Genomic DNA, 14,997 nt, shown 5'->3' with positions numbered 1-14,997 from the left:
CCGGACAATACGCTTGATAGGCGAATTTCGTTACTTGCGGATTTACGCAAACCCTTATGCAGCAAGGGGTTGCGCGGCTTCGGCGCTAGCGTCCTCGGTCGGGGCGACGGCCGGCAGGCGCACGGTGAACGAGGAGCCGTGCCCGGCCTCGCTGGCCACCGAGATGCCCCCCGCCCATCAGGGCGCAGAGCTTCTGGCTCACCGCCAGGCCCAGGCCGGTGCCGCCATACTGCGTGGAGGTGGTGGCGCTCACCTGCCCGAAGTCCTGGAACAGCTTGTGCAGGTCCTCCTCGGCGATGCCGATGCCGGTGTCGTCCACGCGGATCTCGATCCAGTCGCCGGCCGGCTTCTCGTCGCGGCGCAGGGTGACGGTCACCGTGCCCTCGCTGGTGAACTTGGCGGCGTTGGACAGCAAGTTGAGCACCACCTGGCGCAGCTTGGTCTGATCGGTGGTGATCGAGCCCAGGCGGCCCATGGGGCGCAGCACGAGCTGGTTGCCGTTCTGGGTCATCAGCGGCTGGGCCGTCGACGCCACATGCTCCATGAAGTTCTCGAGCTCGAAGGTGTCGAGGCTCAGCTCCACGGTGTTGCTCTCGATCCGCGAGACGTCGAGGACGTCGGTGACCAGCGCCAGCAGGTGCTGGCCCGCGGCGTTGATCCGGCCGAGGTCGGCCAGCTTCTGGTCGTCGGCGCCGGTGTCCTGGCAGTGCTCCAGCAGAAGCTCGGAGTAGCCGATCACGGCGTTGAGCGGCGTGCGGAACTCATGGCTCATCTTGGCCAGGAAGATCGAGCGGGCCAGGTTGGCCCGTTCGGCCTGCTCCTTGGCCTGGCGAAGCCGGACCGCGGTCGCCCGGTGCCGGTCGGCCTCCCGCTCCAGGTCGGATCGCAGGGAGATGGTCGACACGTAATAGACGGCCATCCAGCTCATGTAGATCGTGGCCGAGAAGATCGAGATCCAGCCGACGTTGGTGAGCTGCTCGAGCGGCACCCGCTCGTCGAAGGCCCCATTGATGGCGTAGGCCGCGTAGAACGCCAGCAGGTCGGCGGCGAACATGCCGAGGATCAGCAGCGGACGCTCGCCGAGATAGAAGAAGCCCAGCAGCAGGGCGACCAGCAGCCACGGCAGCAGCGGCGAGGAGACGCCGCCGTAATGGAACGAGCCGAACAGCGAGGCGAAGGCCAGGATCTGCACGGAGAGCAGCGCCACGAGCTGAAGGTTCTTCGTATACTTCAGCAGGAAGGGCAGCGCCCAGAAGGACCAGATGGAGCCGACCATGGTCCAGACGATCCAGTTGGGTTTCGGATCCGTCAGGTACAGGAAGACGCAGATCGACTGCGCCATCAGCGGACCGAAGAGGTGCGTGAAGACGAAGTTGCGCGCCAGGCCCACTTCCGAACGCTCGCGCTTGGCGGCCTCCGGCACGAACCAGTCGATCACCTTGAGGATGTTTTCCCACATGCCCGTCTCACTCGGCGCGAGCGCCCCCAGAATTCCGGGAAATGAGCACACGGACCAATTAAGAACTGGTGCACGGCGACCTTTAACCGAGATAACTCCATCTTAATTCGCATGATGCAGCCTCCTCGACGCCTCGGCTGAATGTTCGGGGCGCCGCAAGTTGATCGGAACTGAATTCCTCAACCGATCCTTGCCGGCACTTCTTGGGGGTTGGTTAGACATGACCACGGCGACAGCGCAGGCGACCAATCTGCTCGATCGCTTCATCGACTGGTTCATCCCAGACGAGGTGAAGGCGGAGCGCGACAAGCGCCAGCAGGCCCGCATGTTCCTGATCAGCCACTGCCTGGGACCGATCCTCGGCAATGTGGTGCCTGGCGCGCTCCTGTTCCTGGACCCGACGCCGGGCTTCCCGACCTTCGTCCTGATGGCGTCGATCACCGCCTTCTGGGTGTTCCCGTTCCTGCTGAAGTTCACGGGACGCTACAACCTGTGGAGCTTCGTCTCCGTCCAGAACCTGAATTTCTGCATCCTGTGGAGCTGCTACTACTACGGCGGGGTCACCTCGCCGACGCTGCCCTGGGTGCTGACCATTCCGCTGCTCGCGTTCTTCTACCTCGGCTACACGCCGCACCTCAGGAAGTACGTGCTGCTGCAGTTCGCGCTGAACTTCGCGACCTTCGTGGCGCTCTACCACTTCGTGCCACCGCCGTTCGACGACACGCCGCTCGAGGGCCTGCAGGGCCTCGGCATCGTCTCGACCCTGGCCTGCGCCGGCTATGTGACCATGATGGCCATCTACTATAGTCGGATCCTCGCCTCGGGCGTGGAGCTGGAGGCCGAGATGCGCGCCCACCTGGCGAGCGCCGCCCAGCTTCGCCGCGCGACCGCCGAGGCCGAGCGCGCCGGCGCCGCCAAGGCCGAGTTCGTGGCCTCCATGAGCCACGAACTGCGCACCCCGCTGAACGCCGTCATCGGCTACTCGCAGATGCTGCTCGAGGACGCCGCGGACGAGGACGACGAGGATTCGATCGCCGACCTGGAGAAGATCCACAAGGCCGGCCACCACCTGCTGCGCCTGGTGAACGAGGTGCTCGACCTTTCGAAGATCGAGGCTGGCAAGATGGAGCTCGTCCCCGAGGACGTGGCCGTCGGCGAGTTCATCAACGCCATCGTCGACCACAAGCGCGCCAAGGCCGACGCCAAGGGCGTGGCGGTCGTGGTCAAGCTGGAGCCCGGGCTAGGCACCGCCCGCTGGGACGGTCAGCGCGTGCGCCAGTCCGTGGGCCAGGTGATCGACAACGCCGTGAAGTTCACCGAGAAGGGCCAGGTCACCGTGACCGTCGGCCGCCGCACGACCCGCGGCGCCGAGAACATCTTCATCGAGGTGCGCGACACCGGCATCGGCATCGCGCCGGATATGCTGCCCACCCTCTTCGAGAAGTTCACCGTCGCCCGCGACGCGAGCGCCTCGAAGTACGGCGACACGGGCCTCGGCCTCGCGCTCAGCCTTGCGCTGTGCAACCTCATGGGCGGGTCGATCTCCGCCGAGAGCGTGCTTGGCGAAGGCTCGGTGTTCACCGTCCTGCTGCCGGCCTCCCCGGGGGGTAAGCGCAAACGGCGCGCCCGCGCCGACGCGACCGAGCTGGCCGCCTGATTTTCCTCGACCCTAGTGGAATGACGCCATGACGAAGATCCTTCTGGTCGAAGACAACGAGATGAACCGGGACATGCTGACCCGACGCCTGGTGCGCCACGGCTTCGAGGTCTGCTGCGCGCCGGAGGGCCCCACAGGGGTCGCCATGGCCGAGAGCGAGATGCCCGACATCATCCTGATGGACATCGCCCTTGGCGACATGGACGGCTGGGAGGCCACGACCTTGATCAAGGAACGGGCCTCGACGGCGGCCATCCCGATCATCGCGCTGACCGCTCACGCGCTGGCCACCGACCGCGCCAAGAGCGTCGAGGTGGGGTGCGCCGACTTCGACACCAAGCCGGTGGACCTGCCGCGGCTGCTCGGCAAGATCAGCGCCTGCCTGGAAGCCCGGGCCGCCTGACCCTTAACCAAGGTCGGTCTTCGAGAGCGCCCGCCGGCCGGCGGGCGCTTTTCTTTGCCCGAGAGCGCACGACAACCGGAAATTTCCGCGCCACACCAATAACTTGTGTCGAGATATTCCGTTAACTCAACTCAGGAAGACCAAGTTAATCTTAACTGTAAACCACAGGAATACCTTCTGTACACCGGCCAATAACACCTACGCTGTACAACAGGCTTCTGAACCCGAGAACAGGGTGGGGAGCTATCAATGCTGAAGGCATTCAATAACTATACGCCGCCGGCCGCCCTGACGGGCAGCATGCGCGATTTCCGCTACCCGAAGGGCAGCGACCTCGAAGCGCGCGTGGGCGGCTTCTTCAAGTGGCAGAACCTGCGCCGCCAGAACGGCCTGTGGCCGTTCTCGCGCTCGACCGAGGAAAGCCCCTCGACGGTCTGCGCCGCGCGCGATGACGCCGGCGGCAAGATCCAGGGCGTGAACTTCGCGAGCCAGGACTATCTGTCGATGTCGACCAACCCGGTGATCAAGAAGGTCGCCCAGGACGTCATCGAAGAGTTCGGCGTGCACAGCGCCGGCTCCGCCGCCCTGCTCGGCAACACGCACCACTCGGTGCTGCTGGAGCGCAAGATCGCCGACTTCCTCGGCATGCCGGAAGCGATCCTGTTCCCGACCGGCTGGGCCGCGGGCTACGGCGTGATCAAGGGCCTGGTGCGCTCCACCGACCACATCGTGATGGACTCGCTCGCCCACACCTGCCTGCAGGAAGGCGCCAGCGCCGCCACGCGCAACATCTATCTCTTCCGCCACAACATGGTGGGCGAGTGCCGCAAATGGCTCGAGAAGATCCGCGCCAAGGACAAGGAAAACGGCATCATGGTGGTCATCGAGTCCCTGTACTCGATGGACAGCGACACGCCGGACATCGGCGCCATGCAGGCGCTCTGCGACGAGTTCGACGCCACCCTGATGGTCGACGTTGCCCACGACCTGGGCAACCTCGGCGATGACGGGCGCGGCCACATCGGCATGCAGGGCATGCTGGGCAAGGTCGACCTGGTCATGGGCTCGTTCTCCAAGACCTTCGGCTCGAACGGCGGCTTCGTCGGCTGCCGCTCGCGCGAGGTGAAGGAGTACCTGCGCTTCTACTCGCCGCCCTGTACCTTCTCGAACGCGCTGTCGCCCATGCAGGCGGCCACGGTCCTGAAGGCCTTCGAGATCATCGAAAGCGTCGAAGGCGCCGAGCTGCGCAACAAGCTGATGACCAACGTCCTGAGCCTGCGCCGCCAGCTCGTGGAAGCCGGTTTCGAGGTCTACGGCGACCCCTCGGCGATCGTCTGCGTGAAGGTCGGCACCGAGGGCCTCGCCCGTCTCGTCAGCCGCCGCCTGCCCGAGGCCGGCCTGATCGCCAACCTCGTCGAGTTCCCGGCCGTGCCGAAGGGCCAGGCCCGGTTCCGCATGCAGGTGATGGCCAACCACACGCCGCAGAACATCCGCGACGCGGTCCTGCGCCTAAAGGACGCCTACGAGGCCGGGCTGGCCGAGTTCGAAGCCCAGGCCGAGACGCCCGAGCAGATCCGCGCCACGGCCTAGCGGCCGCTCTACCGCGACCACGACGAGGGCCGGGCGGCGACGCCCGGCCCTTTTCGCATGCGCACGATGCGGCGGCGCAAATCGGTCCGACGCGATGCGAGGCCCCACCCGCTCGGCATCCGTCAGGATGCTGATCAGCCCGACGCCCCATGGCGGATCTTCAGCGCCGGCCTCCCGCCGGCGCAAGCTTGCTGAGGTGGTCTTGAGGAAGAACCCGGCCGCGGATCGCCGGGCGCTTCGCGCCGGCCCCCTACGCCGCTGCGGCCTTCGCGATCAGCGGGAGCTCGACGCGGAAGGTGGCGCCCTTGCCGGGCTCGCCTTCGGCGCTGATCTGGCCCCCCATCAGGCCGACGAGGCCGTTGCAGATCGCCAGGCCCAGGCCCACGCCCCCGAACCTTCGGGTCAGCGAGCCGTCGGCCTGCTCGAAGGGTTTGAACATGCGCTTGGCGGTCTCGGCGTCGAAGCCGACGCCGGTGTCGCGCACCTCGAAGGCCACGCCGTCGGCGGAGCGGGCGACGCGGAGCGCCACCTCCCCCGCTTCGGTGAACTTCACGGCGTTGTCGAGCACCTTGCCCAGCACCTGGCGCAGACGCTGCGGGTCGACCTCGACGGGCGCCGGCGGCATCCTTGGCCACATCCACCTTGAAGGCGAGGCCCTTGGCCTTGGCCTTCTCGGCGGCGACGGCGGCTTCCTCTTCCACGAGCGCCCCGAGCGGCGCCTGTTGCGGCGTCAGCTTCAGGCCGCCGGCCGTCAGGTCGAGCGTGTCCAGCAGGTCGGCGACAACGCTGTGCAGCTGGTCGGCCGACGCGTTGACGATGCCGACCATCTTTCGCTGCTGTTCATTGAGCTCGGTGCGGGCGAGCATCTGGCCCATGCCGATCATGCCGTTGAGCGGCGTCCGCAGCTCGTGGCTGACGATGACCAGGAACTCGTCCTTGGACTTGTTGGCGGCCTGAGCCTCAGCCAGCGCGATGCGGAGCTGCTCGGTGCGCTCTGCGATCCGGCGCTCAAGGTCCTCGTTGGCGCGCGACAGGGCTTCGTTGGCCCGGCGCACATGCTCTTCCGCCTGGCGCGAGCGGACCTGGGTAGACACCCGGGCCAGGGCGACGGCGAAGTCGACGGGCTTAGTGATGTAGTCGTTGGCGCCGGCGGTCAGCGCCTCGACGATGTCGGAGCTCTCGGTCTTGCCGGTGACCATGATCACCGGAAGCTGGACGTCGGTGTGCTTCTCGCGGATCCGGCGGAGCACTTCCAGCCCGTTCATGTCGGGCATCATCACGTCGAGCAGGACGACGTCGAACTCCTCGCGGCCGATCATCTCGAGGGCGCCCTTGCCGGAGTCGGCCTCGGCGATCTCGTAGCCGCGGCGCTGGAAGCGGCGGCCAAGGATGGTGCGGTTGTCGGCGACGTCGTCGACGATGAGGATCCGGGCCGGCCGGTCCTGTTCGGAGATCGTCGCTAGATCCTCAGACATGGCCACCCCCGGATGCCCCAAACAACCACTTCACGAAGTCTGCGGAGCGTGCCGGACACAGTTTAAATAACGGTGCACATCATAGGTGCGCACGCGCGTGTATAGGGCTTGAGATCAATATCGGCGATTGTCGAATAGGTTCGGACGGCAACCGGCGGTTTTATGTTATGGTTACCCGCTCATTATTCTTTCGGTTACCTGCGATCAACGTTCACCTCAGCGTTTCTTAAGGTTTACACGATAGAACTGCATTCAACGATTGACCTATTGGGATGCAGGTGATGGCTTCCATGAAGATTGCGGCTGCGGCCGCCCTGGCCGCGGCCACGCTGGCCGGCGCTGCGAATGCTCAAGAGGCGAGCCGCTGGTTCGTCCATGCCGGCCCCGCCTATGTGGAGCCGAGCGAGAGCGCCGAGATGACCGCCGGCGGCGCGCCGGTGGCCGGCGCCAATGTGACGATCGACGGCGAATGGACCGCGGAAGTCGAGATCGGCTACTTCGTGACGCCGAACATCGCGATCGCGGCGGCCGGCGGGTTCCCGCCCAAGTTCGACGTGATGGCCTCGGGCACGCTCGCGGCCCTCGGCAAGGCGGGCAGCATGACCGGCGGTCCGGCCGGCGTGATGGCCCAGTATCACTTCAATCCGGAAGGCCGTTTCCAGCCCTATGTGGGCGCCGGCGCCTCCTTCCTGATCGTGTTCGACACCAAGGACGGCGCGCTGAGCGACCTCGAGGCCGACAGCGCCGTGGGCACCGTCCTGCAGGTCGGCGCCAACCTAATGGCCAATGAGCGCTGGGGCGGCTTCGTGGACGTGAAGAAGGCCTGGGTCGGCACCGTCGCCAAGGCCAACCTCGGCCCGACGCCGGTCCGCGCCAAGGTCAAGGTCGACCCGCTCGTGGTCAACGCCGGCCTGACGTACCGCTTCTAGTAAGGCATAGCTTCAGGATCCCCGGGGCGGCGAACGCCGCTCCGGGCCCTGTATTCCGGGTCCTCCCGCCGCCGGCGGTCGGGCCCGAAGTACGTTTCGGACCTGACGAACGCGCGCGGCGCGTGGATCAGGGCCTCCATCCGGCGCAGCAGCCCCACGATGGTGAAGGGCTTGCTCAGGAACTCGGTCACGCCTGCGTCCCTCGCCGCCTGCACGCGGCGCTGCTCGGTGTAGCCGGTCAGCATCAAGATCGGCAGATAGGGGTTCACGCTCGCCGGGTCGGTGCGGACGCGCTTCACGAGCGCGATGCCCTCGTCCCCCTTGCCCAGGTTCTGATCGACGATCAGCAGGTCACAGGCGCCGGCCTGCAGGACCTCGAACGCCCGCTCGGCGGTCACGGCGAGCTCCATATCCTTCGCGCCGACGCTCGCCAGGACCGACTTAACGATCTCGGCAGCGTTGCGGTTGTCGTCGACGATCAGGAGGCGGAGGGCTCGGAGGTCCATGCGTCGCCTTGCAGAAGCCCCCCGACCTACGCGAGCGGCCATTCTGCCGCATGACTTTGGACCGACCCAGAATCGAAATTCGGACCGTTGCTCTATCTGACACCTAAGGCCGAGCTAAGCCAACCCCCTTGGGCCTTCGCGCCTTCTGGTGAACAGGCGTCACGTGCGCAGAGGTTGAGCCTTCACACGTGCGCCGCGCAAGCATACCGCTCGTTCAAGGTTCGGAGGCCGCCGGCGAAAGCAGGCCCTCGAAGAGCGGCCGCACATAGTGGGTGGCGGCGTTCGCGGCCTTCAGGTCCCGGCTCCAGAATTTGAGGTCGACCGAGGCATTGATCATACCGGTGACGAGCTGGGCGGCGACGTTGACCTCGATGGGCCGGATCGAGCCATCGGCGACGCCGTCGCAGATGATCGAGGCGAAGCGGAGGGGAGATGCGGTCGAACTCGCGGGTGAGTTCTGTGTTGAGCGACTTCGGCACAGTGGTCAGCGCCGAGACGCGCAGCAGGGGAGCCGGCCGGCGAGGTGGTGGTGGACGAGGGCCACACAGGCCTGAGCTAACACCTTCAGCGCCGACCCGCCTTCGGCCTCAGCCATCCGGATCGCCCGCCACATGATCTGGAAGGTCCGCTGGAAGCAGGCGACGACCAGTTCATCCTTGGTCGCATTGTGGTGGTAGAAGGCGCCCTTCGAGACGTTGAGCCGGCCGGATATCCGCTCCACCGACGCCCCGTGATAGCCCTCTTCGTTGATCAGCTCGGTCGCGGCCTGCAGGAACTGCTCGGCCGACGCGTCCGCATCCGGATCGTCGTCCCGGGCCAGCGGCAGGACCGCGAAGGCCGGCCAGGCCACGCCGGGCGCCAGGAGACCGTTCGCCAGGATGTCCCCCATGCGGTCCGCCACCCGGCCGAAATCGGCGACGTCGGTCGTCTCCAGCCACGAGACGCTCCAGAACAGTTCGCTGAGCAGCAGGTGCGTGCGGGCGGCGCTGTGGATCCCCGGCAGCGGCGCGCCGGCAGGTCCTTCGAGCAGGCCGCGGGCGCGGCGGAACATGGCGACGAACGCCTCGTTGACGGTCGCCGCCTGCAGGCCCCGGGCGTCGTTCAGGATCGCGATCTGATCGGCCTCGCCGACCTCGGCCCGATGCTTGAAGTCGAGCCAGGCATCGGTGAACGCCTTGAGCCGGCCGCGGTCGCCGCCGTCGGCGGCCAGGCCGGCGCCCACGATCGCGTCGTAGCGCTCGATGGCCCGCTGGAAGCAGGCGGCGGCGAGTTCCTCCTTGTTCTTGAAGTAGTAGATCACCCCGGTCGGCACGAGATCGAGCCGGGCGGCCACGTCGCCGAGCGTCATGCCCCGCACGCCGTGCAGGTTTATCTCGCTCACCGCCGAGGCGATGATCGCGTTGCGCCGCGCCTCGAAGCGGCGCGTCGGCGTGCGCGGCGTGCGCGCGCCTGGCGGCGCACGACCGTTCTCGATGCCAGGCATCGTTGCCTCGTATCTTCCCGTCCCGGTAGTACCCTTACCCCGCCCGCCGCGACGCCAAAGCCTAAACTGTGCGGGGCGCCGAATATTACCATACTAAGGAAGACCCCTTTTGCCCTGGGACTCACCCTACGACACACGCCGACCAGGCGGCGCCATCTGGAGTTGAGTCACCCAACGGCAGCTCACGTTGCGTCCCGGGCTGCATTGCCGCCTCCGATCCGCTAGCGTCGGCGCGCCCGGCGGGAACAAGCCGGCAGGGGAGACGACCATGGCCGAAGCCGGCGCCGACGCGATCCAGATCCTCAGTGACATCCCGCGGGTCCACGCTCTCGGCCGGGGGGACCGCACGGCGGTGGAGGTCGTCGGGGGCGAGACCCTGACCTACGCCGACCTGGAGCGCCGCTCGAACCAGGCCTGCGGCCTCGTCCAGGCGCTCGGCGCGAAGCCCGGCGACCGCATCGGCTGGCTGGGGAAGAACTGCGCGGCCTGGTACGAGATCATGTTCGGCGCGGCCAAGGCGCGGGCCTGCCTGGCCCCGATCAACACCCGCCTGGCCGTCCCCGAGATCGCCTTCATCTTGAAGGACTCCGGCGCCGACCTGTTCTTCGTCACCCCCGACTTCTTCGCCGCCGCCCGCGAGGTGGCCGCGAGCATCGGGCGGCCGATCCGGCTGATCGCGGTGGGCGGCGAGGCCGAAGGCTTCGAAAGCTACCAGGCCCTGCGCGACGCCGCGCCTGCGCCGGCGCTCGATCCGCCCAGGGCCGAGGACGACGTCCTGCAGCTCTACACCTCGGGCACCACCGGCCTGCCCAAGGGGGTGCGGCTCAACAACATCAACTACGGAGCCTTCCTCGGTCTGCGCCACCAGGTGGAGGGCTTCGACTACGGCGCCGACGACACGGTGCTGATCGTCATGCCGCTGTTCCACGTGGCGGGCACCAACATCAGCTTCTCGGGCCTGGCGGCCGGCGGCCGGCTCATCGTCATGGCCGACTTCAATCCGGTTGAGGTGCTGCGGCTCATCGAGGCGGAGAAGGTGGCGCACATCTTCCTGGCGCCGGTGATGATCAACGCGCTGCTGCAGACGCCGCAGTCGCAGACGACGGACTTCTCCAGCCTGAAGACGGTCTCCTACGGAGCGTCCCCGATCTCCGAGGCGGTGCTGAAGGCGGCCACGGAGCGGTTCGGCTGCGGCTTCATCCAGTTCTACGGCATGACCGAGACCTGCGGCGCGGGCACGACGCTCGCCCCTTCCGCGCACACCGGCGAGCTGCTGCGCTCCTGCGGGCGGCCCTGGGCGACGCTGGAGACCCGCATCTCCGGCGAGAACGGCGAGACGCTCGGGCCGCGCCAGATCGGCGAGATCGAGATCCGCGGGCCGATCGTCATGGCCGGCTACTGGAACCGCCCGGAGGCCACCGCCGAGACCATCCGGCCGGACGGCTGGCTGCGCACCGGCGACGCGGGCTTCATGGACGAGGACGGCTACTTCTTCGTCCATGACCGGGTGAAGGACATGATCGTGTCGGGCGGCGAGAACGTCTATCCGGCCGAGGTGGAGAACGCGATCCTGGGCTGCCCTGGCGTCGCCGACGCGGCGGTGATCGGGGTGCCGGACGAGCGCTGGGGCGAGGCGGTGAAGGCCGTGGTCGTGCCGGCGGCCGGCGCGGCGCCCGACCCCGAGGCGATCATCGCCTGGGCCCGCCAGCGCATCGCCGGCTTCAAGGCGCCGAAGTCCATCGACTTCATCGAGGCCCTGCCCCGCAACCCGTCCGGCAAGGTGCTGCGCCGCGAGCTGCGCAAGCCGTACTGGGAAGGCCGCGACCGCAACGTCGGCTAGCCGGGCCCGGTGAAGGAGAGCTGCTGGGCGGTCTTGCCGGCGCCGGCGGCCAGGGCCTGCTCCAGCGCCTCGCGGAAGGCGGCCCAGGCCACCTCGCGCATCTCGAAGACGTCCTGACCCTCGAACGGGACCGGCACCTGGGCGCTGACCGTGCGGTGGTTGGGGGTCTCGTCCTCCAGCGCCACCTCGACCGTCGCCCACATCCAGGGCTTCGGGCCCGGCTGCAGCGTGCCTTCGAAGGCGATCTTCAGGGTGCGGACCTCGGCCATGGGGCTTCCTTCACAGATCAGGGCGTTAACTTGTGGATAACCATTGTGTGTGGCGTTGTGTCGCGCAAAGGCGTATAAGCCTCCGCCATGGCCGATCGACAGTTCAAACCAGACCTGGTGGGATCGGACGAGAGCCTCGAGCATCTGCTCGACCGTCTCCGGTCCTTCAGCATCACCACTCCCTCCCGCTCAGGCCGTCGCCCGCCGGATTGGGAATTCGTGACGAACCGCAGGCCCCCGCGGGGCAGCGGCGGCGCCGAGGCCCCGATCCCTGTGGAACGCGCTCGGCCGGACGCCTACGCGGCCGTCTGACGGCCGTCACCGCCCCTGGAAGTCCGGCGTCCGCTTCTCGTTGAAGCTGGCGACCCCTTCCCGACGGTCCTCGGTCCGGAACAGCCGGTTGTAGTGGGTGAGCTCCAGGTCCATCGACTCCGCGAGCGACAGCCCGGCGCCCTCGCGGACGACAGACTTCAGCGCCCGCACCGACAAGGGCGCCTTGGCCGCGATGGTCCCGGCCACAGCCATCACCGTCGACATCAGCGCATCCGGCGCGGTCACGCCGCTGACCAGGCCGAACGCCTCGGCCTCCGCCGCCGTGAACAGCCGCCCGGTGGTCAGGAGCTCCAGGGCGCGGCGCTCGCCCACCGCCCGGCGCAGAAGCTGGGTGCCGCCCAGACCCGGCATGATGCCCAGCCCCACCTCCGGCAGGCCGAACCGCGCCGCCTCGCCGGCGTAGGCGAAGTCGCAGGCGAGCGTCATCTCGCAGCCGCCGCCGACCGCCGCCCCGTTCACCGCGGCGATCACCGGCACGGGCACGGCGAGCTGGGCGCGGACCATGGCCTCGAACACCTCGTGCTGGGCCGACCACTGCTTGTCGGTCATGCCGTTGCGTTCCTTGAGGTCGGCGCCGGCGCAGAAGTGCCTGCCCGCGCCGGCCAGGATCACGCAGCGCAGGTCCTCGCGGACCGACAGGCCCGTCCAGGCGTGCAGCAGTTCCTCGCCCATCTTGGTGTTGAGCGAATTGGCGGCGTCGGGCCGGTTCAGGGTGACCACGGCGACGCCCGGCGACGCGTCTTCGATGAGGATGGTCTCGTGTTGGGCGGCAGGGGGGCATCAGAAGCTCTTCGGCAGGTCCAGCACGTGGGTGGCCACGTGGGAGAGGATCAGGTTCGTGGAGATCGGGGCCACCTGGTAGAGGCGGGTCTCGCGGAACTTCCGCTCGATGTCGTATTCCTCGGCGAAGCCGAAGCCGCCGTGGGTCTGGAGCGCCATGTCGGCGGCGTACCAGGAGGCCTCCGACGCGGTGAGCTTGGCCATGTTGGCCTCCGTCCCGCAGGGCTCTCCGGCCTCGAACAGGCCGGCGGCGTGGTCGACCATGTGGGCGGCGGCGGTCATCTGGACGTAGGCGCGGGCGATCGGGAACTGCACGCCCTGGTTCTCGCCGATGGCGCGGCCGAAGACGTTACGCTCCTTGGCGTAGGCGGAGGCGCGGTCGATGAAGAACTTCGCGTCGCCGATGCACTCGGACGCGATCAGGATCCGCTCGGCGTTCATCCCGTCGAGGATGTAGCGGAAGCCCTTGCCTTCCTCGCCGACCAGGTTGGCGGCCGGCACCTCCAGGTCCTCGAAGAAGAGCTCGGTGGTCGCGTGGTTCAGCATGGTCCGGACCGGGCGGATGGTCAGGCCGTTCCCCACGGCCTGGCGCATGTCGACGATCAGCACGCTCATGCCGTCCGACGGCTTGGCGGCGTCCTCGCGCTTCTGCGTCCGGCAGAGCAGGACCATGAGGTCGGAGTGCTCGGCCCGGGAGATCCAGATCTTCCGGCCGGAGACGATGTAGCTGTCGCCCTCGCGGCGGGCGAAGGTGGAGATGCGGGTGGTGTCGGTGCCGGCGTCGGGCTCCGTCACCCCGAAGGCCTGAAGGCGCAGCTCGCCGGTGGCGATCTTCGGCAGGTAGGCCTGCTTCTGGGCCGGCGAGCCGTGCCTGAGGATCGTGCCCATGGTGTACATCTGGGCGTGGCAGGCGGGCGCCGTTGCAGCCCGAGCGGTGGATCTCCTCCAGCACCGCGGTGGCGGCGCGCAGGCCGAGGCCCGAGCCGCCGTATTCCTCCGGGATCAGGACGGAGAGGAAGCCGGCCTCGGTCAGGGCCTGGACGAATTCGGTGGGATAGGCCCGCTCGCGGTCCAGCTCGCGCCAGTAGGCGCCGGGGAAGCGCGCGCACAGCTTGCGGACGGCTTCGCGGATCTCGGGAAAGGTCTCGGTGCTCACGCGGAGGTCTTTGCCACGGGAACGCTGGGTGAGCCTAGGGCGCGGGTGGGGATGGAGCATGAACCACGAAGGGCGCGAAGGACGCGACATTGATCCGCCCCTCCTCCGCTCGTCCCGGCGAAAGCCGGGATCCAGGCTGAGGTCGGTTTTGGACCACGGATCTCGCGGGTGCTGGCCGGCGGGCTCGGTGCGGTCCGGGTTTGGAACCACAGAAACACACAGAACCACACAGAAGGGGCTGAGTGGGCTGAGGTCGGTGAGATGGCGGGCGTGAATCGCGCGCCGGAGGCGCGCAAGCATGATCGAGGCGCCAAGCCATCCGGTGGCGCCTTCTGTGTGGTTCTGTGTGGTGCTGTGGTTCATTCCGCGCGCAGCGCGGCTGCGGACTCGGCTTGGATCCCGGCTTTCGCCGGGATGAGCGGAGTTAGGAGGAGTCGGCGGTTGCGGGCTCGGGCTCGGCTCGTTCGCGGCCTCGGATGTCGTAGATGAGGGTGGGGTCGGCGCCGATCGCGTCGCAGGCTTCGATGACCAGGAGGTCGAAGTCGCGGGTGAGGAAGTCGGGCTTGGCTTCCTCGGCGTCGAGGAAGGCCTCGAGCCTGTCCCACATGGGGTCTTCGGGCGGCGGGCGGTCGGGCTTGTCGATCCCGTCGTCGGGGAGGTTCCAGTCGGCGCCTTCGTGCTCGGTCCAGAAGCAGTCGCCGACCCGGGTCCAGACGCCGTCGCGGCGCTGGTCGACAGCGAGGTCATGGGTCTCGGCCTCGGCCTTGCGCTTAACCTCGGCGAGGTCGGCTTTCTCCTGAGCCTTGAAGTGCAGATCGTCCTTGTAGCGGACCAGCTTGAGTTCCAGGGCCAGGGTCTGGCGCAGGCCGCGGCTGACCCGGTGGAAGGCGGTGGCGAGGCGGACGGCGTCCTCGGGGCTCTCGGCGTTCAGCGCCCGCTGCTGCAGGTCGCGGCAGAGCTCCAGGCTCATCCCCGCGAGCGCGCGGAGCGTCACGGTGTGACGGTCTTCTCCGATTTGGACTGCATCGTCGGTCATGAGAACGAAAAGAGAACATCCCAGAGCTGCGGAGTCAAGGTTTTTCGGCTGCAGGCCCTCTCCCTACCCTCTCCCTCTCCG

The 14,997-nt window shown here is 67.8% G+C and carries 14 protein-coding genes and 2 pseudogenes; 5 read left to right on the top strand and 11 right to left on the bottom strand.

Annotation, left to right across the window (positions count from 1 at the left end; translation table 11 throughout):
* Positions 1-85 precede the first annotated feature (85 nt).
* Positions 86-1,459 carry a sensor histidine kinase KdpD gene (locus LRS04_RS09885; protein WP_257816224.1) on the bottom strand — a complete coding sequence of 458 codons (1,374 nt, stop codon included), beginning with the start codon at positions 1,457-1,459 and terminating at the stop codon, positions 86-88.
* Between the two features lie 220 nt (positions 1,460-1,679).
* On the opposite strand from LRS04_RS09885, the gene LRS04_RS09880 reads away from it, so the two are divergent.
* The 3 genes from LRS04_RS09880 to LRS04_RS09870 all read left to right on the top strand — a co-directional run bounded on the left by LRS04_RS09880 (position 1,680) and on the right by LRS04_RS09870 (position 5,109).
* A complete protein-coding gene (locus LRS04_RS09880) occupies positions 1,680-3,116 on the top strand; it encodes a HAMP domain-containing sensor histidine kinase (protein WP_257816223.1) in 1,437 nt (478 codons plus the stop codon).
* Between the two features lie 28 nt (positions 3,117-3,144).
* Entirely contained in the window at positions 3,145-3,519 is a 375-nt protein-coding gene (locus LRS04_RS09875) for a response regulator (RefSeq protein WP_257816222.1), read from the top strand.
* Positions 3,520-3,768: 249 nt separating this feature from the next.
* Entirely contained in the window at positions 3,769-5,109 is a 1,341-nt protein-coding gene (locus LRS04_RS09870) for an aminotransferase class I/II-fold pyridoxal phosphate-dependent enzyme (RefSeq protein WP_257816221.1), read from the top strand.
* Between the two features lie 250 nt (positions 5,110-5,359).
* Here LRS04_RS09870 and LRS04_RS27815 read toward each other — a convergent pair whose 3' ends face one another.
* Both LRS04_RS27815 and LRS04_RS27810 read right to left on the bottom strand, forming a co-directional pair.
* Positions 5,360-5,734, bottom strand: coding sequence for an ATP-binding protein (locus LRS04_RS27815; protein WP_374577160.1), 375 nt, complete (start codon positions 5,732-5,734; stop codon positions 5,360-5,362).
* Positions 5,735-5,882: 148 nt separating this feature from the next.
* Positions 5,883-6,584: pseudogene (locus tag LRS04_RS27810) on the bottom strand (response regulator); the annotation flags it as partial.
* 290 nt (positions 6,585-6,874) lie between these two features.
* Between LRS04_RS27810 and LRS04_RS09860 the strand changes: the two are divergent.
* Entirely contained in the window at positions 6,875-7,513 is a 639-nt protein-coding gene (locus LRS04_RS09860; protein ID WP_257816219.1) for an OmpW family protein, read from the top strand.
* On the opposite strand, the gene LRS04_RS09855 is transcribed toward LRS04_RS09860, so the two are convergent.
* The 3 genes from LRS04_RS09855 to LRS04_RS09845 form a co-directional block, all read right to left on the bottom strand.
* Positions 7,510-8,019, bottom strand: a complete 510-nt coding sequence (locus LRS04_RS09855) for a response regulator (protein ID WP_257816218.1) — start codon at positions 8,017-8,019, stop codon at positions 7,510-7,512. The two genes, LRS04_RS09860 and LRS04_RS09855, sit on opposite strands and share 4 nt — an antisense overlap.
* Positions 8,020-8,233: 214 nt before the next feature.
* Complete coding sequence (locus tag LRS04_RS09850) at positions 8,234-8,356, bottom strand: hypothetical protein (protein ID WP_257816217.1); 123 nt, start codon at positions 8,354-8,356, stop codon at positions 8,234-8,236.
* Positions 8,357-8,503: 147 nt separating this feature from the next.
* Complete coding sequence (locus tag LRS04_RS09845; RefSeq protein WP_257816216.1) at positions 8,504-9,502, bottom strand: TetR/AcrR family transcriptional regulator; 999 nt, start codon at positions 9,500-9,502, stop codon at positions 8,504-8,506.
* 268 nt (positions 9,503-9,770) lie between these two features.
* Between LRS04_RS09845 and LRS04_RS09840 the strand changes: the two genes are divergently transcribed.
* Positions 9,771-11,342, top strand: coding sequence for a long-chain-fatty-acid--CoA ligase (locus tag LRS04_RS09840; protein ID WP_257816214.1), 1,572 nt, complete (start codon positions 9,771-9,773; stop codon positions 11,340-11,342).
* Here LRS04_RS09840 and LRS04_RS09835 read toward each other — a convergent pair.
* The 5 genes and pseudogenes from LRS04_RS09835 to LRS04_RS09815 form a co-directional block, all read right to left on the bottom strand.
* Positions 11,339-11,611 carry a hypothetical protein gene (locus LRS04_RS09835; protein ID WP_257816213.1) on the bottom strand — a complete coding sequence of 91 codons (273 nt, stop codon included), beginning with the start codon at positions 11,609-11,611 and terminating at the stop codon, positions 11,339-11,341. The genes LRS04_RS09840 and LRS04_RS09835 overlap by 4 nt on opposite strands.
* A gap of 318 nt (positions 11,612-11,929) precedes the next feature.
* Positions 11,930-12,691, bottom strand: coding sequence for an enoyl-CoA hydratase/isomerase family protein (locus LRS04_RS09830; RefSeq protein ID WP_257819062.1), 762 nt, complete (start codon positions 12,689-12,691; stop codon positions 11,930-11,932).
* 33 nt (positions 12,692-12,724) lie between these two features.
* Positions 12,725-13,270 (bottom strand): acyl-CoA dehydrogenase family protein, encoded by a 546-nt coding sequence (locus LRS04_RS09825; protein ID WP_374577152.1) that lies wholly within the window; start codon positions 13,268-13,270, stop codon positions 12,725-12,727.
* A gap of 21 nt (positions 13,271-13,291) precedes the next feature.
* Positions 13,292-13,940: pseudogene (locus LRS04_RS09820) on the bottom strand (acyl-CoA dehydrogenase family protein); the annotation flags it as partial.
* Between the two features lie 364 nt (positions 13,941-14,304).
* Complete coding sequence (locus LRS04_RS09815; RefSeq protein WP_257816212.1) at positions 14,305-14,874, bottom strand: hypothetical protein; 570 nt, start codon at positions 14,872-14,874, stop codon at positions 14,305-14,307.
* Positions 14,875-14,997 lie beyond the last annotated feature (123 nt).

The sequence above is a fragment of the Phenylobacterium sp. J367 genome (genome assembly GCF_024699985.1).
GTDB lineage: Bacteria > Pseudomonadota > Alphaproteobacteria > Caulobacterales > Caulobacteraceae > Phenylobacterium.
Note: the sequence above shows the minus strand (reverse complement) of the source record. Positions and strands in the feature narration are given on the sequence as shown.